At 49.0% G+C, this 26,854-nt stretch carries 12 protein-coding genes; 11 read left to right on the forward strand and 1 reads right to left on the reverse strand.

Going from position 1 to position 26,854, the window contains the following annotated elements; all coding sequences use genetic code 11:
- Nucleotides 1-17 precede the first annotated feature (17 nt).
- The 3 genes from SynA15127_RS04725 (at nucleotide 18) to ribD (ending at nucleotide 2,400) form a co-directional block, all read left to right on the forward strand.
- The gene (locus SynA15127_RS04725) at nucleotides 18-677 is read left to right on the forward strand and encodes a hypothetical protein (protein ID WP_186485771.1); all 660 of its coding nucleotides are present in this window, start codon (nucleotides 18-20) and stop codon (nucleotides 675-677) included.
- 173 nt (nucleotides 678-850) lie between these two features.
- Nucleotides 851-1,339 (forward strand): DUF3122 domain-containing protein, encoded by a 489-nt coding sequence (locus tag SynA15127_RS04730; protein WP_186485202.1) that lies wholly within the window; start codon nucleotides 851-853, stop codon nucleotides 1,337-1,339.
- Nucleotides 1,339-2,400, forward strand: a complete 1,062-nt coding sequence (gene ribD / locus SynA15127_RS04735; RefSeq protein WP_255475640.1) for a bifunctional diaminohydroxyphosphoribosylaminopyrimidine deaminase/5-amino-6-(5-phosphoribosylamino)uracil reductase RibD — start codon at nucleotides 1,339-1,341, stop codon at nucleotides 2,398-2,400. The genes SynA15127_RS04730 and ribD overlap by 1 nt, the downstream gene beginning before the upstream one ends.
- 9 nt (nucleotides 2,401-2,409) lie before the next feature.
- On the opposite strand, the gene SynA15127_RS04740 is transcribed toward ribD, so the two are convergent.
- Nucleotides 2,410-6,252: a tandem-95 repeat protein gene (locus SynA15127_RS04740; RefSeq protein ID WP_186485203.1), complete on the reverse strand. Its 3,843-nt coding sequence runs from the start codon at nucleotides 6,250-6,252 to the stop codon at nucleotides 2,410-2,412.
- A 290-nt stretch (nucleotides 6,253-6,542) separates the two neighbouring features.
- Here SynA15127_RS04740 and SynA15127_RS04745 point away from each other — a divergent pair, with 290 nt between their 5' ends.
- From SynA15127_RS04745 to SynA15127_RS04780, 8 genes are all read left to right on the forward strand, one after another.
- The gene (locus SynA15127_RS04745) at nucleotides 6,543-8,330 is read left to right on the forward strand and encodes a glycosyltransferase family 9 protein (RefSeq protein WP_186485204.1); all 1,788 of its coding nucleotides are present in this window, start codon (nucleotides 6,543-6,545) and stop codon (nucleotides 8,328-8,330) included.
- 607 nt (nucleotides 8,331-8,937) lie between these two features.
- On the forward strand, nucleotides 8,938-9,654 hold the full coding sequence (locus SynA15127_RS04750; RefSeq protein WP_186485205.1) for a hypothetical protein: 717 nt from the start codon (nucleotides 8,938-8,940) through the stop codon (nucleotides 9,652-9,654).
- Between the two features lie 24 nt (nucleotides 9,655-9,678).
- A complete protein-coding gene (locus tag SynA15127_RS04755) occupies nucleotides 9,679-10,179 on the forward strand; it encodes a hypothetical protein (protein ID WP_186485206.1) in 501 nt (166 codons plus the stop codon).
- Between the two features lie 167 nt (nucleotides 10,180-10,346).
- A complete protein-coding gene (locus SynA15127_RS04760; protein ID WP_186485207.1) occupies nucleotides 10,347-10,622 on the forward strand; it encodes a hypothetical protein in 276 nt (91 codons plus the stop codon).
- A gap of 372 nt (nucleotides 10,623-10,994) precedes the next feature.
- Complete coding sequence (locus SynA15127_RS04765) at nucleotides 10,995-11,360, forward strand: hypothetical protein (protein WP_186485208.1); 366 nt, start codon at nucleotides 10,995-10,997, stop codon at nucleotides 11,358-11,360.
- A gap of 459 nt (nucleotides 11,361-11,819) precedes the next feature.
- A complete protein-coding gene (locus tag SynA15127_RS04770) occupies nucleotides 11,820-12,998 on the forward strand; it encodes a hypothetical protein (RefSeq protein WP_186485209.1) in 1,179 nt (392 codons plus the stop codon).
- 197 nt (nucleotides 12,999-13,195) lie between these two features.
- On the forward strand, nucleotides 13,196-14,374 hold the full coding sequence (locus SynA15127_RS04775; RefSeq protein ID WP_186485210.1) for a hypothetical protein: 1,179 nt from the start codon (nucleotides 13,196-13,198) through the stop codon (nucleotides 14,372-14,374).
- A gap of 139 nt (nucleotides 14,375-14,513) precedes the next feature.
- Complete coding sequence (locus tag SynA15127_RS04780) at nucleotides 14,514-26,837, forward strand: VCBS domain-containing protein (protein ID WP_186485211.1); 12,324 nt, start codon at nucleotides 14,514-14,516, stop codon at nucleotides 26,835-26,837.
- Nucleotides 26,838-26,854 lie beyond the last annotated feature (17 nt).

Here is a 26,854-nt window from a genome sequence, read left to right on the forward strand (position 1 = left end):
CACGACAGCTCTGACTGATGCTTGATCGGGAGGAGAAGATCGTCCGACCAAGATCATCCAATGAAATGGGTTGGCGGTTATTTTCGGCGCCCCAACGCACCAGATCTCTCACGATCCCGCAGCGATTGGTCAATGACGGAAGAGCCGAGATGTGTTCGAGGCCAGTGGGCTCGAACACTCTCCAGCAGCAAGGCATTCATTTGATCCGTATCGATGCCGCCGGAGCTGTGATCGTTGAGCACTCCATCCACCAGCTGGATCCAGCTCTGGAACATCTCTGGACTGAGTTGGATGTTGTTGGTGATGTTGATGGATTCCATCAGAACTCCGTTCGGATCGAGCGCTCCAAGCTGTTGGATGCGGTTTCGCGGAATCAGAATGATGCTGAAATTAGCTCCGGCTTCGGTCTGAAAGAAGACATCACTGAGATTGAGGTGAAATCCATAGAGGCCGAAGGGAATGACGGGTTCTCCTCGAACGCGATGCTGGAAAACAGCATTCATCTCCAGACAGAATGGAACGTAGTCGGAGTTGCGTCCTCCATGAAACAACATGCAGCGATTGCACTGAACGGAGAGACAAACAATGTCAATCGATCGTCTGATCTTCAGTACCCCGTCCAGAGCCCCCGCCGACAGCTGGATGATCTCCCAGGTGAACCCAAGTGTGCGGAATAATTCAGCCGCTTCAATGGCGCTGTGAAACCGGTGGGTCTTGAGTTGAGACGAGTATGGCCCCATTTTGGACCGTTCAGGCGTTCAGAGAGTCTTAGATGAGAAGACAGGTGGATCGTTCGTAATTGGCGTGTTTTGTTGCATACCCTGAGTTCTGAAGTCCTCGGATCCGGCACATGCGTCGCTTGCTCTGCAGTGTTTTGGCTGCACTGCTGCTTGTTCTGCTCACTCCTGGGCTCGCCTGGGCGCAGGTGCATCAGCACGAGAACGAAAACGGCGTCGCCATGGTTCGCAGTCTGGAAAGTCTGCGGGACCTTGATTACGTCAGCTGGCAGGCCGTGGCCTACAGGGAAGGAGCCGCCGGCGGGCCGGTGGTGTTGCGCATCGTCGGCTACCCCGGAAAACTCAGGCTTGACCATCCCATCGATCTGCAGGTGTTCGCAGGCCGGCGTGAGTGGTCTCTGTCGGACATCACTCTGAAGAATCCAGCCCTCGCTCAGGACGGACGGGATGCTGCTGCTGAATTCGCGCTGGATCCCCTGCTGGCTGATCTGAGCAACAATCGCCCTTTGCGGCTCGTGCTGCCGGGAGTGTTCACGGAGTTGCCGGTGCCCCCTTACGTGGTGGGTGAGTGGCGATCGCTGCAGGCGTTGCCCCTGAGCTGATGTGGGAACCGTTGATGCATCGGGCTCTCGCCCTGGCGGCTTTGGCACAGGGGTGTACCAGTCCGAATCCCCTGGTTGGGGCGCTGGTTCTTGATGCCCGTGGCCGATTGATCGGAGAGGGGTACCACGCTCGTGCCGGACGTCCTCATGCCGAGGTGGGTGCCCTGGCCCAGGCCGGGGAGGCCGCACGAGGCGGCACCCTGATCGTCACCCTTGAGCCCTGCTGCCATCAGGGCCGCACGCCCCCTTGCACGGATGCGGTGATCGCAGCGGGAATTAGGCGGGTGGTGGTGGCCCTTGAGGATCCCGATCCCAGGGTTGCTGGCGGGGGGATCCGCCGCCTGAGATCGGCCGGCCTGGAGGTGATCACCGGGGTGCTGAGGGAGCAGGCGGCGCATCAGAACAGGGCTTTTGTGCATCGGGTGCGCACCGGACGTCCCTGGGGAGTGCTCAAGTGGGCCATGAGTCTCGATGGCCGAACCGCCCTGCCCAATGGCGAGAGCCAGTGGATCAGCGGTTCGCAGGCTCGGAGCTGGGTGCATCAGTTGCGGGCGTGCTGCGATGCGGTGATCGTTGGTGGAGGCACGTTGCGCGCGGATGATCCTTTGCTCACCAGCCGTGGCCGGCGCGACCCCGAACCGCTGCGGGTGGTGCTCAGTCGCAGCATGCAGATTCCTGCTCGGGCACAGCTCTGGAACACTGACGTGGCTCCAACCCTGCTGGCTCACGGCCCGCAGGTCCGTGATGTTCCGGTTCCCAGCGGACCTGAGCTGCTGTCCTTGCCGGTCTGTGATCCTGAGCATTTGATGCGTGCGCTTGCATCTCGCGGCTGCAATCAGGTGCTCTGGGAATGTGGTCCTGAGCTCGCTGCTGCCGCGGTTCAGCAGCACTGCGTTCAGGAGCTAGCGGTGGTGGTGGCACCCAAGCTTTTGGGTGGTGATGCATCGCGAACACCGCTGGGTGATCTGGGTCTGATCAACCTGGATCAGGCCAAGCAGCTGTCAAGGGAGCAGACCATCAGCCTTGGCGATGATCTGCTCCTGGTCAGCTTGTTGAATTGATCGGGAGGATCAGAGGAAGTCGAATCCGTTGCTGGCAATGACGCTTGTGATGTCAGAACTGTCGTCGTCATTGCTGGATCCATTCGTGGTTGCATCCAGGAAACGGACACGAATCTTGCCGATGCGTTGATCTTCTTCTTCGATGGCGGTCTTGTTGTAGGTTTCACCGTCGATCACCAGCTTGTCTTTTTGACCAAAGCTCTTGATCACAAGTTTTTTGGTGATCAGATCAAGTGAATCGACAAAAACTTTGTCTTTCTGATTGTCATCGCCTAGATCAATCTGTGCTTTCTTGACCTGGCCTTCAATGGTCAGCTTGTCCTTGCCGCTTCCAAGATCCACCATGGTCTTGTTGGTCAGCGTCGCATCCTCACCAATCAAGATGTCATCTTTGCCGCCTCCGGCTTCGATGGTTGATTTCTTGATCACGCCGGAGTTGAACGTGGCCTTGTCTTTGCCCTCAGTCATCAGGAAAGAGGTTTTTTCGACCAACTCAGCTGTGCTGACCAAGTCGGCTGTCAAACCTTCCTCAAAACGCACTGTGGAGGATTTGAGTTTACGTCCTCCAAAAACAACATTGGAGGAGCGCGATGTGAGGTCGAGGTCAATGAGAGTATCGGTCAGCTCAATTTCAATTCCATCATCAGCTGATTCGAGAACCTTCAGTTTTTCTGTTTGGGAGGAGGGGATGGAGACGTCTCCACGCGGGGCCTTCGCGAGGATCCTGTCCCCACTTTGTGACTTCTCGAAGCCAGCAGATGTCTCGAGAGTGATGGCTTCAAACGAAGGTGCTGACTCGTTAGCAGCACCACCTGAGGAAGGGCTTGAGGCAGGTTGCGAAGGTGTGGCTGCAAAAGTAGGTGTTTGATCAGTGCTCTGTGGAGCAGATTGGCCCAGATCATCTCTGGTCAGTGCAATCAGCTGCTCATCTGCATTGCCGGCGGCGTCGGTTGCCACGACCGTGACGGCATAGTCAGTCTTAACTTCGATCGCTTGTTGGGAATTCTGACGGATGTCGCCAGAGTCGGGATTGATCGTGAAGGCGGCAGCATCGTCGTCGTTGTCAGGTTTCAAGCTGAACTTCAACGGCAACGGCGATGCGTCGTTAGCGACTGTTTTGTAGATGATCGATTGGCTACCGGGGGTGTCATCGCCTCCTGTTGGAGTCGCTCCTGATGTGATCACCGGAGACGTTGTGTCCACCGTGATGGTGAGAGGATCCGAAGTGGCAGTTTCACCATCGATCGTGGATGTTGCCGTGACGGTGTAGGTTCCATCCGTGAGGGCGACGTCATCGCCGAGGGTCAGATTCCAGACGCCAAGAGAATTGGCAACCCCTACCAGACTGAAGGTGCTTGTCGAGGTGTTCGGATTGCCGCTGGTGGTGATCCGGACTTCGACATCCGCACCTGAATCAGCAGATCCGCTGAAACTGGGGTTGGTGGCATTGGTGATGTTGTCTGTTGATGAACGTCCGCTGTCGTTTGTGAGATCTGGAGTGGAGACGGGGTCTATCACCCCTCCAATTGTGATGGAGATGTCCTGATCCGTCGTGCCTCCTTGGTCATCGGTGACGCTGACGGTGAAGGAATCTGTGCCACTGAAGTCGGCCTTGGGGCTGTAGCTCCAGGTTCCAGTTGAAGCATCGATGGACGCATCCCCGTTGCTGGCCGCACGGCTGATCGAGTAGATGTTGTCGCTCGTCAGACCTTCGACATCCAGGGCAGTCAGTGTTCCTGTGATCGGGGTTGTGGAGTCCTCCTCACCTTGTCCACTGATATCACCTCCGATCGCAGCAGACTCGTTCGTCGCAGGGTCATCAACACTGATCAGAATTGTCTGCTCAGTTGTGCTTCCGGTTGCATCCGTGATCTGGACAGCGAAAGTATCCGGGCCTCGATAGTCTTTTTGAGGGAAATAACTCCAGTAACCCGTCTCCTCGCTAATGGCTGCAGCCCCGCCGGTCGAGGTCGGTGAGCTTCCCTCTACGAGCTTAAAGCTGGACGAAGTCCCGATCCGATTATCAGGATCCGTGACTTCGATTGTGCCTCGGATCGGCTGATCTTTTTCTGGATCGCCGATGAAGGGGAGACCAGTACCAGACAGGTCACCGCTGATTACTGGAGCATCGGGTGTGGGATTAATGCTGATGGAGATCAGTTGTGATGTCGTGCCTCCGCCATCATCGGTGACTGTTACTGTGAAATCGTCCGAACCGTGAAAGTTGGCTGAGGGTGAATAAACCCAAGCACCACTTTCACGATTGATGGATGCTGTTCCGTTATCAGGAGAATTATTTGTTGCAATGGAGAAGTAGCTGCCGTCACTGAGTCCTTCTGGATCTGTTGCTGAAATCTTCCCTGTGACGGAGGTATCTTCATCGGTGGAGGCGGTGAGATTGCCAGTGATGGCTGCAGCCTCATCAACGTTATTGATCGTGAGGGCAACTGCCTGTTCGCTGTTGCCCTCCTCTCCATTCAGCGTAACAGTGAAGTTGTAGGAATTTTTGGTTTCATAATCAGGAAACTCAGTTGGCTTAAGGGAAACGATGCCAGTGGATACGTCAATCGTGAATCTCTCGCTGTCATTAACATCCTTCAATCCGTACATCATTGGATATGGATAATCTTCTATTTGTGTGGTGTAAATTGGCTGAGGGGCTCCTGTATTCTCATTGATGCTCACTCGGCTTGGAGATGTTGCGATAGGAGCCAATTGAATATCTTGAACTTCCAGCGAAACTTGCTTTTCTGCTGTGTTGCCCGCTGGATCAGTCGCAACGACAATGAATCCGTAGATGTTATCTGCAATATCTGGATTGCTGCCTGCATCTCTCGGGTTTTCGAAGTCTGGATCAAAAGGCAGCGTGACGTCACCCGTTAGTTCATCAATGCTGAATAGCTCGCTGTCATTTTGGGAATTAAAATTCTCTTCTTTCAGGGAAAATGTTACGTTTGCCGACGAAGGAGTCAAGATCTGGTCGGTTGTATCTGTCGCTGTCGCGCTGTAGATAATCTCGTTGTGATGAGAATTCTCTTGGATGAAGCCGTCTGCGCCAGCTTTGTCCCCTGAAGTGATCACGGGGGCAATGGTATCTGGATCATCTGTTGTCAGGGTGACATCGATGCTGGATTGCTCTGCTGGAATTTCAGAAGTCGAACCGTTTGTTGTTGATGCTTCTGACAGCGTCAAGCGAAAGATCTCGTTGGCTTCATATATTTTGTCCTGGGAAATATTAACGGTGATCGTCTGATCTGTTTGGTTTTCTGCGAAGTTAACAACTCCTCCGGGAAGTTGTGTTGCTTCAGGTGAGAAGTCCGACGCATCCGCCAGAGCCACTGTTGTTGAAACGCTGTTATCTGCAATGACATTCCAGTTAACGGAGCCGGCTGCTCTGGTATCGCCTGATCGGCTGACCTTGAATGTAATTGGCTTCGCAGAATCTTCAGTTCCTTCTGCCAGAGTTATGGCGTCAGATGTCCCTTCGGAATTGCTCAGGGAGTAGATTGTTTTTGTGATAACACTAACCGGAGATAATGCATCCCTGTTTTCCCATCCTACACCTGAAACTGTTCTGACAGAGTTGAAAGCAATGTAGACATTGCCGCTTGCAATTAGGTTTTCGGTTGGAGTGAATTTCGCAGTGTATATGGTTGGATCGGTTTCGTTCTGCTGAAGGTCGGAGAAGTTACCTAAGCTGATGCCATCCTCAGTTTTTGCCGAAATGTCTGAGCTTGTAAACGCACTTGTTTCGTTTAATACAAGTTCCTCGCTGAAGTTAAAGGTGAAGGTCGCGGTTTCACCGTTCAGCAATTCGCTAGCGCTGCTTGTGATTTCGAGGGTGAGGGCCATGACCTGATGGGCACTAATTTGGAAGCTAGCCGCGAGGCTGGGCGATTGCTTCCATGACAATAAAATCTTAGAGTTTGGTGAGCTTCAGTCAACACAGGAAGCAGTCTTTGCATAAAAGTTTGCTGCGTTTGTCATTCCTCACACAGCCATCGGCCCAAGCTTCTGACAGCCGCTTTGAGTGTGCCGGCCTGTCGATTGTCACAGGCTTTGCTCTGTTTGGGCCGGATCGACCTCAATAGAGATGTCTATGACAGCTTTTTCCCTAGACTGATCAAAGATTCATTGACCAAATGGGCCGCCCTGGCATTGCCAAAGGCTTTGGTAGGTCTGAAAAACAGGACTTTCTCGCGCACGCAGGTAACCCTAATGGCATCGATGCCGATAAAGCGTCTGCTTCCCGTTCGCATCAGTCTCTTTATCTGCAGCATGTTCTTCCTTGTATTGCTCGAGGAAATCTGAGTCAGGCAGAGCCCATCCTCAAGCTCCTGGCTCAATCGAAAACTGATGTAGCCGAGGTCTATCGAGATCTGGCCAATCTCTATGAGTCTCAGCAGAGATTGGAAGAGGCCCTCGTCTACCGCGAGCTCTGGCTCGACCACCCATCGGAAGACGAAACAGAACTGCTCAGGCAGGCAGAGACAGCCGATCAGCTTGGGCGTAAGCAGACGGCAGCATCACTGCTTGAGATGTTGCTCAAGCGTGGGCCGAAGTCGCAGTCTTCCCGCATCGCTGTCCTCCGACATCTGATGCTTCAGGAGTGCTTTCTGGAAGCTCGTTCACGCATTGAATCCTGGTTCGGCCAGACCTGTGATTCGGTAGTCCTTGAGTTGCTGTCCACCTGTGCCGTCGAGCTGAAGGAGTCTGAGCTCGCCTGCTGCTTGGCTCAATCCTGTCTTCAGGAGCGCTCTTCAGCCATTGCCCACGCCGTTCTTGCTGCTGCTATGCAACGCCAGTTTCGGGAACGTGAGGCCTATGACCATCTGAAAACCTCGATCGCACTCAGCTCTGATCCGCAGGCCTTGCCTTGGCCTGTGGCCCGATTGCTGGCAGGAGTCTGCCTCGATCAGAATCGTCTTGACATGGCTGACGAGCTGCTGCAGAAGGCTCGATTGGATCAGCCCGCATCGCGCCAACTTCTCGCGCAGTGGGGTGAGCTGCAGTTGTTGTGCGGGAACTGGACCAGTGGGTTTCGGTTCTGCTCAGCGAGCCGCAGGGCAGATCTGTCGCTGCCATCCGCGGATGCTTATGAGCTCCGTGGGGTCTCTGATACTGCCTCAGAGGTGCCTCCACTGATCTTGGCGTCGGATGGAACTCTGGGCGACTCACTGTTGTTCAGCCGTTATGCACCTTGGATTGCGACGGCACTCAGTCGACCTGTGCATTTGTATGTTCAGCCTCCGGTGCTGCGCCTTCTCAGAGATAGCTTCCAGGCACCGATCGAAGTTCATCCGATCGGGGAGCTCACCTCTCAGCCTTCCGAGTGGATTCTTCCGATGCAGGATGCCCCTGCTGTTTTTGGCGCCTGTGACCAACAGCCTGTTCTTGCTTCCCCCTGTTTAAAGGCTGATCCTGCTCTGGTTGAGGCCTGGCGGCAGAAGCTTGATCTCGGGAGTGGTGAACGCTTGATCGCTATCAACTGGAATGGTTCCGCGTTACAAGCCTCTCGCGAAAGAGTTTCGTCAGACATTCCACTCAATGCGTTTGCCGCCATTGCACATCGACCTGGTGTGCGTCTCCTATCCCTGCAAAAGGGATTCGGTGCTGAACAACTTCGTCACTGCCGTTTTGCTGACCGCTTTGTCTCGTGCCAAAACGAGGTGTCCCATGAAGTGCGTCTGGAGCACATGGCAGCCTTGATCACCCTCTGTGACTGGGTGATCTGCGATGACAGTGGCCCAGCACATCTGGCTGGAAGCTTGAGCAGTCCAACTATTCTTTTGCTTCCCGAACGTGCTGGCTGGAGATGGGGAGGTTTTTGCAGTCGATCTCCCTGGTACCCAACGCTTCATCTGCTCAGGAGATCCGAGTCAAAGGGTTGGAATGACCTGATGTCTGAAGCGTGTGAGCTACTGAATTGATCAGACCAAGGCGGCCTAAAAGCGAAGAAAACCTTGAGATTCAATGTCAATAAAGCTTGATCTGCGTACGCATTCACGATGTTCCGGTTAGCGTGCGGCTGATCTTCCGGAGAGCATCGATGGCGATCTTTAGCAGCCGCTTTTGCAGTGGTGCATCCCTGATTTGCGCTGCTTCTGCATTCCTTGCGAACCCATCCCCTGTCGGTGCACAGTGCGGTCCAACTGGATGTACAACTGCTGCGCCACAGGTTGGCTTGCCTGCCATCACTCGTCCAACCGCTGCACAATCTGTGGCAATGGCATCGCGGATTGCAGCACTCGAAGCCCGAATGAATCAAATGACTGCTGTCAGTTCTCCGAGTGGCAGTCCATCATCTCGCGACGATTCTTTAACTAAGTCTGCTTCGAAGGCGTTTCTTGCGGCAATGAATACAAGAACCTGGATAAATGGTGAAGGTCTCTGGCAGATGTCACCCAGCGGTGCCACATGCCAACTATCCTCCGGTGTGTCGAAGCTGAATAGCTCTCCCTGCTCTAGTTCCTTTTGAACTGGTTATAGGTAATGAGAGCTTTCGAATCTCTCCAATCGCATTTGAGACTTAGGACGATGTTTGCAATCTCAGGCCTCAAAATTTCTGGTGTGGTTGCAACTTCTGTTGCCTCAGCACTCTTCGCTTCAGCTCTCTCGCCTGCTCAGGCTCAGATCACCCAGGCAGGCATCACAGTGACTGCTCCCGAGAAGGGCACGACACAAAATCTTTCCGTTACGAACGGAAGTAGAACATCACTGGCAGTCGGCAACACAACCAGTTTTGGTGCTGCTTCCAATCTCACTCTTTCGAAGGGACTGACGGGCGTCAGTCGCACAGTGTTAATCCCATCGTCTGTCGGGATCAATAGCGACATTGGCGATAATGCTCTTGGTCAAACCACCATCAACATCAGTAATCTGGCCGCCAATGGTGATGATGGAAGCATTACACCTGATGGCGATTCTGGTGTCAGTGGCGGTACCATCGAGTTGCAGGAAGGAACTCAGTACGCTTCAGGCAACGCCGATATCATTGGTATGGGCGCAGCGGTGCTCTTGAACATTGATCCAGGCAGCGCAACTGCCCCTGGGGAAGCCAGCTTCTTTGCCACAGTCTTCCCGAACATCAATGGTCTTGAAGCTTGTGCGCCGACTCATGACAAGGCTTGTCCTTACGTGACCAATGATGATCTGGTGAGTGGTAACACAGGTGCTAACGCAAGCCTTTCTACCACCACCAACATTGATATCAACGCGAATTCCTTCGTTAACACGTTTGCTCAAAGCTTCTGAGTTTTCATGTTGGTTAGAAGAATCATGCTTCGCCTCACTTTTGTCCTAGCTGTTTCTATTTTAGGAGCTACGGCGTCACAAGCTCAGATTCTTGAGAGGACGTCGACTAATTCAGGTACAAATCGCGTTTTTCAGTATGCGATTCAATCCACATACGGAACTCAGACATCTGCTGATGCAACCTCGAACTTAAGGGTTGAGACAGAAGCAGTTCTGAATCTGAAGGAAGACAGCTTCTTAACCAACACAGCTGGTGATGTAGGTGGTAACACAAGTGCTGTGTTCACCACGACGCCTACAGGCTCCAATGTCGCTCTGAGTGGAATTACTGCCAACAACCAGTTTCTTCTGGATACTGGCACAAGTTTCCGTTCTGCACTGACTACAACCGAGCCCGACGGTCAACCAAGTATTGGTACAGCGTCTGCGACAGCGACCCATACCATGACCATCACGGTGAGTGACGGTACCAGTTCTTTCCTCAACACCCTGCGGGAAAATTTCGAATCTCCAGAACCTGAGTGATTCAATCTGACTGATTCAAGAATCTCATTGCGAGCTAGCACGAGAACTGCTGTATTGTAATGCTCTCATCGTCTGTCATTGGTGACGGTGATACATTCCATGAACTCTTTGCCATGCAAGAACTGTTTTCCCTTCTATAATAAAAACTATTGGACACCCTGTCTGTCATGACCAGCGACCGGCGAGTCGGCAAACTAACAGCAGTCTCTGCCACACTGGCTATTCTGGCACCACTATTTTTTCAACCAGTTTTTGCCCAGCAGACCAACAACAGTTCATCGCTGACCAACTCTGCGGCACCTTCAGCATCGTCAACAACGACTGGTGGTACTAATATCAATTATCAAACTAATAACGCTTACCAGAATGAGGTAGGTTTCGGTCCTGGTATTTTTTGCCGAACCCCCGACTCTTTTCCTAGGTGGAAATTATGGCGAAAATGAGCTTGATTCCTTTGATGCCATCACAACCAGTGGTAATGAAGCCAATAACTACTCAGTCAATGCTGGCTTGGTCTTTCCGTTCGGTTCGCCTGCCCAACGCTCTTGCAATCGCTTGGCATCCTTGATTGTCCAAGATCGCGAGATTTCTACCCAGCTTTCCATGATTCGTGCTTGTGCTTCCTTGCAGCGTGATGGAATTAAAGTAGACCCTGATTTGTATCCACTTCTTGAAAAGTGTGCCACCAATGTGCTGGGTCCCAAGCCTCCTTCCTCTAGAGCGGCAGCACTACCACCACGTCGTGTGGCTCCACAGCGTCCACAGCAGCAGAGTCTTCCTCCAAAGGTTCCACAAACTACACGTAGCTGAGGACGATGACAATTCATCAAACTATTCCACTGTCAGGATTGCTCTGCTTGGCAGTCATTTTTGATTTCAGTGGTCCTGTGGCTCGTTCACAGTCACTCTTTGATGGATTTAACGCTTATTGCACAAGCAACAAAGATTACACTGGTTCGTGCACAAATGTTGAGACAAGTAAAGACTATTCCTGCACTCTCATTCCTGGCAGCTTGATCGATTGTTTGAGTGATTCTGGATATGAATTCCAATGTTTATTTGCAAGTCAGCATACCCAAGGCCAAGCTACATTTTATTGCGATGCACAAACCGAAGAGTTGCTTTACCAAGAAGAACAGGCAGGTGCCACATTCAAAAATGTACTGCAGAATTCTCTTTAATGAAACATCTTAATTCTCTCGGCCTTTTTTCTATAGTCCTCTTGTTCCCTCTTCTTTGCTGTCAGGTTCAAGCCAGACCCTGTAAGTTAACTGATCCTGAGGGGAATAATCCAGATAATCTTTGTCCACAATATACGTTCTCTCCTGGTGTTCACTCGAATGCCTTTCGACCTGGAGAAGGACGACCAGTCCGTGGCTTGTCAACAGCTTCCAGCCCGCTTGGTCCCATCCAGATTGATCCAGGAAAGGAATTCTGGACTGAAATCAAGACTCAGGGAGGTACACGTCAGCTGAAGACAAGCGGAAACAAATCGTACAGCGTCTCTAAATAAATTCTTAAGAAATGGCTTGATGATTTTTTAATCCCCGATGTATACCAGCGTTGTGTCGGGTTTTGTTTCTCTGGCTAGATTTTCTCTGGGTCAGTACATCTGTCCCTGCATGTTCAATCCCTGAATCATGAAATCACCTCTTCTTCTTGCAGCTCTGCTGCTCGTGGCTCCGGCCGCGGCCAACGCAAACAGCGTCGCTGGATCAGATGACCCCAACATGTCTGGTACCACCCAGCGCATGTTCATCATCAACGCCACCACGCCTGGTGGACTGACCTTCTCCGGCGCCGGTACTGCCACCTTCAACAACGCAGTCGGCACCTCCAACCAGTTCAACGTCGGCTCCAACACCAGCATCGGTGTGAACGCCAGCGTGTCTGCGACTCAGGAATTTGACGGTCTGTCCCTGGGTGTGATGCAGATGGGTGCAGGCAGCAGCATGATGCAAACCAACGGCACCTCCTCCTCCGCCGCTGCGACCCAGGCTGCTTCTGCTGCCGCCAACTCGGTTGCAACGGAGACTGCACAGCGTGAGTCCCATTCCACTGGTTGGGAAGAAGCCACGACGGCAACGAGCCTGTCCTCTACCGAAACCGGTAACTACGGCAGCTACGACCGGAATGGTGATTGGCAGTGGTCTGCTGATTACGACAGCGCTTGGACCGATCTGGATGCCACCGCTCAGGCTTCCTACGGCGAGGGTGGTCAGACTGCTTATGAGACCGAGCAGAGCAACTTCAAGCAGTTCAAAAACGCTTATACACAATCTTATAACCAGAATTATAACGCCAGCTATAGTTCTGCTTACAACAACGTCATCACCAACAGTTCCTCCACGGCTACCGAGTCGTCAGCGACCGGAATCATCAGAGGTGACTTCCAGTCCACTGAGGATTCTGTGACCGCCATCGGTCAGGAAGGTCAGTTGGGTGCCATCGTGAATTCCGCTTTGGAAGCCGCGAACAGCACCAACGACACCACGGGTGGTGCATCCTGGACCGCTGCTTTCAACGCAGCGTATGAGGCTGGCTATCAGCAGTCCGTCGGTCAGACCAGCACTGTCAGTGACAGTCAGGTTGCCATCGAAGGCCTGGGTGCAATCGCCAGCGTGAACGCCGATGAGGCCTCCAGTTTCACCGTGAACCTGGATCGTCTGGAAGCGTTCAAGTCCACTGGCACGCAGGATAATTCTTCTGCGACCGCCAACGGTTCTGCCACAGCGACGTTGTCCACCAACTCCTTCGCGACTCAGAACAACCAGCGCACCGCATCCGCCTTCATGCAGGCCTTCGCAGCTGCTGACTGATCTGATCGCTTGATCTGATCAGGAGGGGAGGGGCTTCGGCTCCTCCCTTTTTTAATGTTTGCTTCCGGTTTTCGCCGCGTTTGATTGCATTTCAGGCAAGTCTTGAGCCTTTTCGGTGTTTTTCGTCGAACACAATTTTGATGGCTAGCTTTCGCTGGGGAGGTCTTGTACTTCCCTCCATGTTCAATCCCTGAACGATGAAATCACCTCTTCTTCTTGCAGCTCTGCTGCTCGTGGCTCCGGCCGCGGCCAATGCAAACAGCGTCGCTGGATCAGATGACCCCAACATGTCTGGTACCACCCAGCGCATGTTCATCATCAACGCCACCACTCCTGGTGGACTGACCTTCTCCGGCGCTGGTACTGCCACCTTCAACAACGCAGTTGGCACCTCCAACCAGTTCAACGTTGGCTCCAACACCAGCATCGGTGTGAACGCAAGCGTTTCTGCGACTCAGGAATTTGACGGTCTGTCCCTGGGTGTGATGCAGATGGGTGCAGGCAGCAGCATGATGCAAACCAACGGCACCTCCTCCTCCGCCGCTGCGACCCAGGCTGCTTCTGCTGCCGCCAACTCGGTTGCAACGGAGACTGCACAGCGTGAGTCCCATTCCACTGGTTGGGAAGAAGCCACGACGGCAACGAGCCTGTCCTCTACCGAAACCGGTAACTACGGCAGCTACGACCGGAATGGTGATTGGCAGTGGTCTGCTGATTACGACAGCGCTTGGGGCGATCTGGATGCCTCCGCTCAGGCTTCCTATGGTGCTGAAGGCCAGACTGCTTATGAGACCGAGCAGAGCAACTTCAAGCAGTTCAAAAACGCTTATACACAATCTTATAACCAGAACTATAACTCCAGCTATAGTTCTGCGTACAACAACGTCATCACCAACAGTTCCTCCACGGCGAACGAGTCTTCAGCAACCGGAATCATCAAAGGTGACTTCCAGTCCACTGAGGATTCTGTAACCGCCATCGGTCAGGAAGGTCAGTTGGGTGCCATCGTATCTTCCGCTCTGGCAGCCGCGAACAGCACCAACGACACCACTGGTGGTGCTTCCTGGACCGCTGCTTTCAACGCAGCGTATGAGGCTGGCTATCAGCAGTCCGTCGGTCAGACCAGCACTGTCAGTGACAGTTCTGTCGCCATCGAAGGCCTGGGTGCAATCGCCAGCGTGAACGCCGATGAGGCCTCCAGCTTCACCGTGAACCTGGATCGTCTGGAAGCGTTCAAGTCCACTGGCACGCAGGATAATTCTTCTGCGACCGCCAACGGTTCTGCCACAGCGACGTTGTCCACCAACTCGTTCGCGACTCAGAACAACCAGCGCACCGCGTCCGCCTTCATGCAGGCCTTCGCAGCTGCTGACTGATCTGATCGCTTGATCTGATCAGGAGGGGAGGGGCTTCGGCTCCTCCCTTTTTTTATGCAGATTTTTAATAGCACAATTTAATCTTTGCCCAAGAAATTTCCAGTAAAATTCGTTGGTGCTGGGTTAAGTTTCGGGCCCCATGAGCGTTGCGTCATCCGGACAAAACCAGAGTGGAAATGCGGGAAGTTCGGATACGCAGAATCAGCCTGCTTTGCAATCTAATATTGCTTCCAATTTACAAGTTGTTGCTGATCGTTCAAGTCCTCTTTCCGGTCAGCTCACGGAGCTGACGGCTTATGTTTGGTCTTGGTTGCGTCAGCGCTCGGCAGAAAGTGATTTTGAGCGGCTGATTGGCAAGATTTTCTTTTCTTTGGATGCTGATCAGTCATTCACTGTTGATCAGCAAGCCTCAGTTGATCAGCTCAAGCTTGATCTTGCCACTGGCACTGGGCTGAGCCCCCTGGATTTCGTGCTGATCCCCCGGGCTTCGATGCCGGGTCTTGTTGGTGCCTATGCCAGTCAGCATCCTTCAGGAACCTCCACAGTTCTGATTAATGAAACCTGGTTTGATCAGGCTACGGATCAAGAACGTGTGATCACGTTGCTTCAGGAAATTGGTCATGCTGTTGATGATCAGCTTCATCCCAGCAGTTGGGATACGGTTGGCGACGAAGGTGCTTACTTCGCGCGTGTTATCTTGGCTTCTCAGTCAGAGGATGTAGTTAAAGAGTGGTTTAACTATGACGATCATTACATCCTTAATATAGATGGTCAAGCTGTTGCTGTTGAGGCGTCAAATTCAAATAATGCGCCCACTGCAACTTATACAACCAATCACACAGTCGACGAAGGTGGCTCCGTTCTGGTTGGCGTTTTAACCGCGATCGACCCTGATCTTGGTGCTTCCATAACATATTCGTTGGTGGGAGAGGCTGTTCCAGGGTTTGAAATCACTAATGGCAGCGGCAACAGTAGCAGTGTTTCTAATGCCCGGTTGCCATTGAGGTCAACACTTCAGAGCGGCGAGCTATTTCTTGGCGGTGACTTTATTGAACTTGGCATTAGCAATGTCGGCTCCTTTGGTACCAGTGGATCGAAGCCTTCCGACTTTTATGGGACCATCGATTCCAGAGACCGGATTGGACTCAGCAATGATGCCGATGGTTTCGGTACTGGTGATGACTTGCGTATCGACTTTTTCTTGCCAGGAACTCCAGAAGAGCGCTGGAGTATTGGATGGGGCGGCAACGCCAAAGGTAGCTTTAGCGCCTTAGTTGATAACTATAATATTGGAAATCTGTCCAATACAAGTCTAGTTAATACCAGCACTTCTGCCCAGCTTTCTGGCTCCTTTACTGGTACTGTTGACAATACTGCAGCGGTCAGTCAGACCCATAGCTTTGATCCAACAAAGCAATTTTTCAAAACATCAGTCACAATCACAAATGTCGCTTCTGGCGCTCTCACTGATGTTCTTTTTATGCGTTCGTTTGATCCTGACAATACTGTTTATAAAGGCGGCGAGTATATTACTACAAATAAGATTGAAAAAACATTCGCTGCTGGTGATGGTGCGGCGATGGTTTCCGCGACGTCTAGTGATGATAGTTATTCAGATGCGAATGGGTCGAACTCAACTGTCTTTTTCTTCTCCAGCGATTCCAGGGCAAGGGTTTATACGGGTGGATTCTCAAATAGCAATCCCTACGATTATCGCTCTGGCGATGACAAGAATAAGACGGAAACGGCTGATAAGGCGATTGGCATCGTTTTTGATATTGGCGGCTTAGATGCAGGTGAGTCCAAAACTTTTGATTACTTTACGAGCCTTACAACAATCGATGAAAGTTCATCGATATTGAATGAGATTAGTAACGGTAGCTGGAGCTTTGATCCTGCGCATTCGGCCTATGACTATTTGTCCGATGATAATGATAAGATTGTTCCGATCACTTATAGGGTGACTGATGAGCACGGTCTATACGATGACGAAACGTTTAATATAACTGTTTCTGGCGTTAATGATGCCCCTACAACCAGCGGTGTAATAACTAATACTCAGGCAAATGAAGCAGGAATCAACAGTGATGGCTCTGCTCAAGCCGGAGTTAATGCCAGCGGCTCTGCGGCCGCACTGATGGCGACTATCACGGATGTTGACGGCAACTCTCTCACCATCAGTCAGGGGAAAAAAGCAACATCCGGTAGTTATGCGAATGTGCCGACTTCTTCGACATCGACAAACGGGTTAGCCATCGCTGGTACCTATGGATCGTTGAACGTTGGTGCTGATGGTTCCTACCTCTATACCGTTGATCAAGGCAATGCGGCTGTTGATGCTCTGCGAGAAGATCAGTCATTGACTGATTCTTTTACGCTGCTTGTCTCTGATGGGGCAGGTGGTTCCGTTGAGCAAAGTTTAGCTTTGACGATTGACGGTACAAATGATGCTCCATATTTCAAATCTGGTGAATCTGGCTTGTCTCCAACGCCCATCGAATATGGAACAATCTCAGATCTACTTCATGATTGGAAGACCATTACGTTGTCCTCTTCCTTCGTTGATCCAGTCGTCATCGCTGGTGATATGTCACTTAGAGGTGGAGATGAAGCTGTCACCAGGGTACGTGCTCATCCAGATGATGCTGGCAAGATTACCAATCGTTTCCAGATTAAACTTGTCGAATCAAGCGACCACGATGGTCCACACACAACTGAAATTATCAGTTATCTGGTTGTCGAGTCGGGCTCCTGGGAGCTTGAGGATGGAACTAAATTCTCAGCTGGCAAAACACCTTTATCAGCCTACGAGAGTTTTGTCTCGGTTCCCATTCCTGATGGACAGCAGAGTCCAACCGTCTTGACGCAGCTGCAGACGAACGCCAATGAGCAATATCTTCTGACCAGAACTGACTTGATTACTGGATCATCTTTCTCCGTGATGATGGAAGCAGAGGAAGGTGGTATGTCATCCACTCCTGCTAGTGAACTTGTTGGTTGGCTTGCGATTGAATCGGGCACATCGTCTTTCGGTGAGTCCAACAAATTAGATGCCAATATTTCAAGCTCTAATGTTTCCAGTACCGGTACGGATATTGCTTATAGTTCCAATTTCTCTACTCCTAATGCTTTGTTTGCCAAAATTGCCACTCATAATGATCCCGATACAGGAGCTGCGCGTATTGTTTCCCAAAGCGATACAGGTTTTCGTGTCCTAGTTGATGAGGAGCAGGCTGGCGATTCTGAGACGACACATGGAAACGAAAATGTTGCGTATATCGTGATTGATGAATCAAGTGGACAGATCCCTGTTTATCAAGATGTTTCTGAGCTCGTCATTACAACTGCGAATGAGCAGGGATTTAATAATGATGGATCTGTGCAGTCAGGAGTGAACCCGAGCGGTGTGTCCTTGTCTTTGATGGAGAATATTTCAGATGTTGAGGATGACAACCTAACCATTCTGCGAGCAAAGGAGGCAACAGCTGGCAACTTCAAGTCGATGAATTCAGATTCCATAGCCAAGTCTGTCAAGCCATCTTCCTATGACATGATCAATGGATCGTCTGGCTCATACAATTATTGGGACGAAAGTTATGACGGTAGTGGTAATCCACTTCAAGATAGTTCTTCTTTGTCGGGCGGATTGGGTGATTTAACAGATGGCGTTGTTCCTACTGATAATTGGCAGGTTGTAGAGCAATCTACTGGCGCAGGCCCCTACGTTGGCTGGCAATCGAATCCATCTATTGAATTTAATTTTGATCGTGCGATTCATCTCGATGCGTTCAAAATCTATGTTGATGATTCCAATGGTCATGGTGGAGTTAGTGTGCCAGCATCTATTACCTTAACAACGTCATCTGGCTCGTTCTCATCTGGCACCTTGTCGGATCCGAGTTCTAGTCAGCCAACGTCGTATCTTTTTTCAGGCCTGGATCTGCAGGGAAGTAAATTTACTTTGAACATCAATAGATCATCTCAGTGGGTCTTCGTGAGCGAAGTCGAATTTTTTGAGGCGACATTACCGGTTGACGGTCTCTATGGAGACTTGGTGGTTGGAGAAGATGGCTCCTACGATTATGTTGTTGATAATGATAATTCAACGGTTAATGCGTTGTCTGAGAGTGATTCGCTTGACGATATTTTTCTCGTTCAGATTACAGATGGCAATGGTGGAATCATTGATCAAGCAGTTGAATTTTCTATTGATGGTACTGACGATAAGCCAATACTTTCACTCAGTTCCACAACTAGTTTTACGGAAGATGCATCTTCCAATCAGGTCGGTTCTTTAGTGGCTTCATTTACTGCATCGGATCCGGAAGGTGCTTCACTGACGATTGCTTTATCCGATACGAGCAACTATGCACTCTCCACCAACTCAAATCGTGTCCTCTTGTCGTCTGAAGGACTTTCAAAAGTCAACAAAGGTGCACCTTTGCCCGCCTTTACTCTTCAGGCATCAGACGGATCGCTCACAAGCTCTGCAGTCACCGTCTCACCATCGGTCACTGCTGTGGATGATCCTGCCATCATTACAGGTGACAACTCTGGCTCTGGAGCAGAAGACACCACGATCACGGGCACTCTTACCGCTACTGACGAAGAAGGTCTCACTGATAACACCTACTTCTCGATTGCATCAAACCACGCTCCAGCGAAGGGAACGGCGTCGATTAATCCCAAATCAGGTGCTTGGTCCTACGAGCCCGCTGCCAATTATTACGGCACTGATTCCTTCATGGTGACAGTGACAGATGATCTGGGTGGTACGACGACCCAGTCTGTCTCCCTTACCATCACCGCCGTTGATGACCCTGCTGTTATCTCTGGCGACACGAGTGCAGCAGGTGAAGAAGATACGACGATTACTGGAACTCTTTCAGCTACCGATGTTGAGGGGCTTACCGACAACACCTACTACTCGATTGCATCCGACGATGCTCCAGCGCATGGGACGGCGTCCATCAACGCTCAATCAGGCGCTTGGTCTTATGAGCCCGCTGCTAACTATTACGGCACTGATTCCTTCACGGTGACAGTGACAGATGATCTTGGTGGTACTACCACTCAGGACGTTTCACTGTCGATTACACCTGTCCAGGATGCACCGCTTGGTCTGAATGGCTCGATTTCCCTTGATGAGGATACTATTTATTCGTTTTCCCTTAGTGATTTCCCTCTTAATGATCCTGATCAGGGCGATACCTTGAGCAGTATTAAGCTCACCGGTTTACCAGAACGTGGTCAGTTGACTCTGAATGATCAGCCTTTGGAATCTATCTCGATTATTGATTTTGAGACTGCTTCTCTCAGTGGGTGGGAAACCTTAGGGAATGTTTCTATCGCTCCTACTGGATCAGACTTTACTATTCCTGATGTCAGCCTTGATCAGTCTACTGCTGGCGATTATTATGCTTTACTATCGACAGATATTCTTTCTGGTAAGAAGGCGTCTACAACCCCTGGCAATGTTGAATGGTGTGTGATTTACGATTATGACAACTCCAGGCAAGGCTATCGAATTGGTATAGATAAGAGACAGTTCCCTGTCGATTATGATTATTCTGGCTTGACCCATCTTTCATTGCTTGATTTATGGGATGGACAGATTAATTATTATTCTGACGATTTATATTGGGCAGAGTATTGGATTCTTACCGATACACCTCTAGATTTTTCTGGTTCACAATATTCAGACAAAATCAGATCTTCTAGTGGCTCTTATGGTATTCAAGTTGAGTTTTCATTTGTCGATAGCACAAGTTCTGCCAGCGACCTTGAATCCTTTCTCGGCTTATCACCTGGCCTTCTCAGTTCCCTTTCCTCTGATCAAGATTCATCGTCACTGTTCCTGGATTCTTCTGGATTGAAGCGTACGGTTACAGTCGAAGCTGGTCAACAATTGGAGTTTGATTGGAAATTTACAGCTAATGATGAGCTGCCTTACAATGATACCTTTATTACTGTTGCTGGCGCTGATATTTATTCCGTCGCAAGTGTTTACTCGGTTGGCGACTATGAGCAGGAGGAAGGGACCTTTACCTATGTATTTTCTGAGGCTGGTCAATATGTTGTTGGCGTTGCAGTCATGGATGAGCAAGACTCCAATCGTGATAGTTATCTTGCTGTTGATAATTTTAGATTGAGTAGTGTTGGCCAGACATCTGAGATTGATCAGTCTGGATTTAGCTTAACTTCGCTTGAAGTGGATGCTTCACAACTGTCTGCACTTAAGTTTCATCCTGGTCTCAACGCCTCCGACGATCCCTTTGCGGAGATCCAGTATCAAGTTCAAGACCAAGTTGGAGCCTACTCTCAACCTGTTACTTTGAACATTGATGTTCAACCTGTCAATGATTTCCCTGTTGCTTCACCCGACTACTTTGAAGCTATAATTGATGAGCAGAATGGTGTGATTTCGACATCAGCATCTATCGTTGTAAGTGATGTTGATGTTGTTGACGATCTTTCAATTGCTGTGGCAAGTGTTGATGTTATTGGAAACGATCTTTCTTTCCAGATACCGGCGTCTTTGACGGATGATAATAATAAAGCATTGTTTGAGATGATGAGCCTTTCAGCGAATCTTCCTTCCCATAATCTTGATTCACTTCCCTCTGAGGGTGCATTAGTCCACTGGACATTCGAGTCTGGTTCCAGTGGTGACGAAGCGTTTGAATTCCTAGCTAAGGGCGAATCTCTTCAGCTGAATTATGTCCTTGATATTCTTGATAACGGCGTCCCCCCCCTCTCTACTTCTCCTGAGATTGATATTATTATTATTGGTACTAATGATACTCCTTATGTTGTTTCCGGTGATTTTCGTGTCGACCTTTTTGAGGATGATATTGCTCCCACTGATCACGCTGATTCGTATTACCAGGGCGTTGTAAGTTCATCTGATGCTGAGGGTCACCATGGTTCTCCTGATAGCGTTTATCCGAATGATTCCATTCAGGAGTTGGATCCTTCTGAATATGTGATTACTGATCTTTATGCAACTGGGGAGATTGAATTTTCCGACTTTGACATCACTGACGATCATACCGTGGGTATTGTTTCTGTAGATATCGATAGTAATTCGACACAGTCTCCATCCTTGACTCTGATGGATACTTTGCGTGACTTTGATAATACCTTTTCGGTTGATGACACACTACAAGATGGTCAAATCAACTGGTCATTTACACTTCCCAATCTATTGATTGATTATCTGGGTGATGACGAGAGCCTTGATGCAGTTTATACCATTGCCATTACTGATAGCAGTCTAATCACCAAGGTGGCTGGTTCATCAGAGGTTGATACTACGTTCTTTGATGTTTCAATTTCTATTTATGGGCATGATGATCAGCTTCAACTTGCACAGATTTCACCTGTTGTCATCTCTGAGGTTGACCAATCCTCTGAGAGGGTTGAGCAGGGTCTCACTGGCTTATTGGATGTCATTGATCCTGATAGCAATCCTTTGATTTTTGGTATCTACGGCTTCGACCAGGTTGATGATGAACTGTTGGTCCAGACAGGTCTCTATGGAGACCTCCATCTGGAGACTGATACCGGCGCTTATCGTTATGAATATAACTTTGATTCTGTTGAGTCTCTAGACACTGACGATCACTTGTATGAGGAGTTCCATCTGACTGTCTCGAACGGTAATAACCAAGTCCAAACTGAATTACTGACCATTGATATCTTTGGTGCTGACGATGCTCCTGAGCTTGGTGTGATTGAGAGTGGTTTGATTGCAGAAATGATTGAGTCCTCGGAAGTGACAGAAAGTGCTTTGTCTGGACAGTTACATGCTTCTGATATTGATGATGACGACAACTTGATTTTTGGAATTCTTGATGGTGTTATTGATCATTCGTCCTCTGTCTCTACCAAGCACGGTGACTATGGTTTGATGTCTGTTGATATATCCACTGGCGAGTATTCGTATTCTGGTGATTCACTTTTGATAGAAGCTTTAGGTGCGAATGAGATTGTATCGGATGAATTCACAATCCTAGTTAATGATGGTGATGGCGTTGATGTTACCGAAACTTTCTTTGTGCATCTTGTAGGCGCTGCCGATGCTCCTACGATTTCAGCTCCTGACCATCTTGTTACTGATGAGGATATTTCGATGTTGTTCTCTAATGAGTACAATCTTTTTGTTGATGATGTAGATGAAAATCTTTCTTCTGTCTCTCTTGAGGTTTCTTTTGGTCGTTTCCTTCTTGAGACCACTGCTGACATTGATGCCCAGCTTTCAGACGATGGGTCCTTCATTCAGCTGTCTGGTGATCAATCCCAATTGAACTCGGCCCTTAGCGATCTTGAATATAAACCTGATCAAGATTTTAACGGTGACGATGACTTAATAGTGACTGCGTATGATGCCAGCCCATCACCTTTGTCAACCGCATTAACAGTTCCATTGACGGTGAACCCTGTTAATGATTCGCCTTTCAGCCTGTCTGCTTCAGTTTCACTGAATGAAGATCAACCCTATGGTTTTGACCTCTTTGATTTTTATTTTGAGGACATTGATGTCGGTGATTACCTCAACGGTATTGAGATTACTTCACTTCCTCATACGGGTACCTTGCTTTTAGACAATGTACCGCTGACATCTGCCGATGCTCCTGATCCTTTGATCATTTCGGCTGCTGATATTGCTAGTTTGTCCTTTATGCCTCAGCCTGATGAGGCTTATATGAATTATGATTCTCTATCTTTTAAGGTTCTTGATCAGGGGAATTTGGCTTCACCAGAAGAGTCCATCACTCTGAATGTTAACCCTGTTGCCGATCTTATTGATATTGTTGCCACCGATAATGTTATTAATCAATCAGAGAAAGCAGTCGGCATCACACTCTCGGGCACCGCTGAAGGTGCAGATTTTGTTTTTGTTGAGTGGGGCGGTGTTGAAAAGGTTGCAACGGTTCAGGATGGTGTTTGGTCTGTTTTATACCCAACGATTGTAAATGTGGTCTTTGATCTTGGTGATTTTCAAACCGCAGCCTTCTCTGAGGTTTCTCTTGCCGATGTCTTTGCACAAATACCTCAATTAACCTTTGAGGATGTAATGAGTTTCAACGTTATATCTACAGAAGTACCAGATGATGAAATTGATTCTGTTATCTCAACCGTTGCCATGTCTTCTGATGGTGAGTTTATTGGCAGTCAAGACCGTTCCGTTACTGTCGATACCACCCCACCTCCTACGCCAAAGGTTGCATCTTTTGCTGGTAATAGTGAAATTAACTATATTGAATCCCGTGATCGAATCTTTGTTGAGGGTTACTCCGAACCGCTCAATACTGTGCAATTGAAGTGGGATCGTACTAAACATACGACGACTAGTGACGAGGATGGATATTGGTCTGCAAGTATTCGTTCGAGACTATTTGAAGAAGGTTTGCACCAGATTATGTTTACGACTTCGACTGATCCTGCCGGTAACGAATCAGGACCGTCTGTTGATCTCTATGGTGTTGATACTGTAAGACCTACTTGGCCTACGATTAATGACATAACCTCCGATGATGTTATCAATATCTCTGAAGTTGATTCGGGGGTCTATTTGAATGGCGAAGCTGAGGGCGATAGCCGAATAGTTCTTGATTGGAATGGTACTAGCTTTACTACTTATGCTGACGTGCTTGACCGCTGGGAAATATTTATTCCCTCGGATGATTTTTATCCACCATATGATGATTCTGGTTTTTCACCAATCTTAGCCACATATAACACCCAGAACACAACTCAGGCTCTCGCCCTTTCGGCCGATGGAAACACCCTCTTCTTGGCTGAAGACGCCATCGGCCTTCAAATGATTGATATTAGTAATCCTGCCAGCCCTTCTTCCCTTGGCACCATCCACTCCTCTGGTGATGCAGTGGATATTGTTCTCTCACCGGATGGAAATACCGCCTTCCTGGCAGATCTCAACAGTGGCTTGCAGATTATTGATATCAGCAATCTTTCAAGTCCTGATCTTATATCTACCCTTAGTACTTCTGGCGAAGCTTGGGGTGTTACTTTGTCTGCTGATGGAAATACTGCCTTCGTTGCTGATAGTGAAAGTGGAATACAAATCGTTGATGTTACCAACCTTTCTAGTCCGTCTCTTATTGCTACATTCAATACACCAGGTATTGCGTCAGACGTTCGTCTTTCTGCTGATGCAAATACTGCTTATGTCGCTGACGGAGATAGCGGGGTGCAGATTATTGATATTTCTGAACTCTCTAGTCCGTCTCTAATCTCTAGCCTAGATACTGAGGGATTTGCCAATCGTGTAGTCCTTTCAGCTGATGGGAATACTGCATTTGTCGCTGATTGGGATAACGGTCTTCAGATCATTGATGTTACCGAGTACTCTAGGCCAGCTCTCCTTTCTACCATTGATACTTCGGGGTTCGCTTACGACGTCACCCTTTCGGACGATAGCAATACTGCTTACGTTGCCGATGATGATAATGGTTTACAGATTATTGATGTTAGTAATCTTACTAGGCCAAGTCTTATGCACTCCTTGAATACTCAAGGTTATGCGGTGGATGTGACACTCTCTCCAGACAGCGATATCGCTTATGTGGCTGACAACACTAGCGGTTTGCAAATAATTAGTTTGCCAGATAGGAACGTACAGCTTATCGGTGACCTTTCCATCACTTCCATCGACCTCTTTGACAACATATCCAGTACGCGAACGATCACGCCAGTTTTTGATCTTTCAACTCCTGATACACCTGTCTTGTCTACAGAGTATTCTGATTTGATTATACTCAATCAGACCTCTAGATCTTCCGGTTTTTCACTAGACGGTACTGCCGAACCACTTGGTACCGTCTTTATTCGCCTTGGTTTTAGTACATGGACCGTTGATGTTGATCAGGATGGTTCCTGGTATTTTGATTTGCCGACCTCCTCGATACCTCTAGATTCAAGTGATTACCAGTTTGAATTCACGGCTATTGACTCAACAGGTAATCGTTCTAATACATTGACAGTGCCTGTCATTGTCGATTCAAAGTCTCCAAGATTCCTGTCTATTGATGGAATACTTTTTGATGACAATGCTATTTCGCCTGTAGACCTTGTTGATCCCCTTGTTATTAACGGTAGCTCTGATTTAGATGCCAGTCTTATCGAGTTGACTTTCTTCGACGATGTTTACTCTACGGTGCCTGACGATGATGGGTTCTGGAGTTTTGTCTTGGATCCATCTATGGTTCCCTTCGAAAGTTTGGACGCTTCGCTAATCATCTCAGCTACTGATGAATACCAAAATACCTTATCTCAATCCTTCGACTTTGTTGTTGCCCTTGATCAACCTGAACCTCCTGTTGTCAACCCTATTTCCGAAGACGGTTATCTGAATGATTCTGATAGTCGTTCTGATGTAACAGTAGATGGTACTGCTCCACTTAATCACCATGTCAGGGTTGATTATCGTGATCGTACATATGATATTGATGTCGACGATAAGGGCCATTGGACACTGTCCTTGCCATTCCCTAGTAATGATACTTATCCAGTATCTGCCACGACTTACTTTCATCCTTCACATGAATCTCAATCTGTTTTGACTGATTTCGTTGTAGATACTAAGCCACCGCGTGCTACAGCTGGTGAGCTTTTCCTCCTTGATGATGCATTTATACAGCTTCGGTTTGATGAGGAATTGGCCTCCGGGAATATCACTCATAGTAGTTTAAAGGTATTGGTAGATCAAAAGGCTGTTGATGTTAATTCGGCTTTTATTTCATCTGATGATCCTGAGCTTCTCAATATTTATTTGAAAGAGCTTTCCACTTCAGCTCAGGAGATTTCCATTACTTACAGGCCTCGTTCATCTGATTCATTTGTCGTCCAGGATATTTCAGGTAATACCGCCGAACATTTCTTCAATTTCTCTGTCAATCATCTTGTCACCCAGAGTGATGTGCCTTCCCTGGCTAGTGATTTTAAATCAGTTCTTTTTCATGGAGATAACCCTATAAATGTAACTGCTAATCACTCCAACAACGTTATTGTAGCTAATTCTGCAGACAATATTATTGAAGGTCTTCCAGGTGCCGATGTTTTGACTGGTGGAAGTGGTTCTGATCGTTTTGTTTATCGTAAAGCCTTAGATTCTTTCCTAGGCGATTCAAGGCCTTATTATGACCACATCACCGACTTCAATCCTTCTGTTGATGTTCTCCAATTGCCATTCGGTTCTTCAGCGCATATTGGGGAATTGACCTCCATCTCTGAACTTACCTCAAGTTCTCTTTCTGATGCTTTTGTCTCTTCAGATGTCCAAGCCTTTGATATCCTTGTTTTCGACGTTGACGGCCGTTCGTTTATTCTTGCTAATGATCAAGATCCAGCCTATTCACCGTATGATGATATTCTTATCGAGGTCACTGGTATGACTTCTGCTAATTACGATGTAACTAGTATAGAAGTATTGGGTTGATATGAAGGTGTGTTGTT

This window comes from Synechococcus sp. A15-127, from assembly GCF_014280215.1.
In the GTDB taxonomy this organism is placed as follows: Bacteria; Cyanobacteriota; Cyanobacteriia; order PCC-6307; family Cyanobiaceae; genus Parasynechococcus.

Coding starts and splice junctions, on each gene's coding strand:
- SynA15127_RS04775 (WP_186485210.1), top strand. CDS start 13,196: ATGAAATCACCTCTTCTTCTTGCAGCTCTGCTGCTCGTGGCTCCGGCC.
- SynA15127_RS04745 (WP_186485204.1), top strand. CDS start 6,543: ATGGGCCGCCCTGGCATTGCCAAAGGCTTTGGTAGGTCTGAAAAACAG.
- SynA15127_RS04730 (WP_186485202.1), top strand. CDS start 851: ATGCGTCGCTTGCTCTGCAGTGTTTTGGCTGCACTGCTGCTTGTTCTG.
- SynA15127_RS04780 (WP_186485211.1), top strand. CDS start 14,514: ATGAGCGTTGCGTCATCCGGACAAAACCAGAGTGGAAATGCGGGAAGT.
- ribD (WP_255475640.1), top strand. CDS start 1,339: ATGTGGGAACCGTTGATGCATCGGGCTCTCGCCCTGGCGGCTTTGGCA.
- SynA15127_RS04760 (WP_186485207.1), top strand. CDS start 10,347: ATGACCAGCGACCGGCGAGTCGGCAAACTAACAGCAGTCTCTGCCACA.
- SynA15127_RS04770 (WP_186485209.1), top strand. CDS start 11,820: ATGAAATCACCTCTTCTTCTTGCAGCTCTGCTGCTCGTGGCTCCGGCC.
- SynA15127_RS04740 (WP_186485203.1), bottom strand. CDS start 6,252: ATGGCCCTCACCCTCGAAATCACAAGCAGCGCTAGCGAATTGCTGAAC.
- SynA15127_RS04755 (WP_186485206.1), top strand. CDS start 9,679: ATGCTTCGCCTCACTTTTGTCCTAGCTGTTTCTATTTTAGGAGCTACG.
- SynA15127_RS04725 (WP_186485771.1), top strand. CDS start 18: ATGCTTGATCGGGAGGAGAAGATCGTCCGACCAAGATCATCCAATGAA.
- SynA15127_RS04750 (WP_186485205.1), top strand. CDS start 8,938: ATGTTTGCAATCTCAGGCCTCAAAATTTCTGGTGTGGTTGCAACTTCT.
- SynA15127_RS04765 (WP_186485208.1), top strand. CDS start 10,995: ATGACAATTCATCAAACTATTCCACTGTCAGGATTGCTCTGCTTGGCA.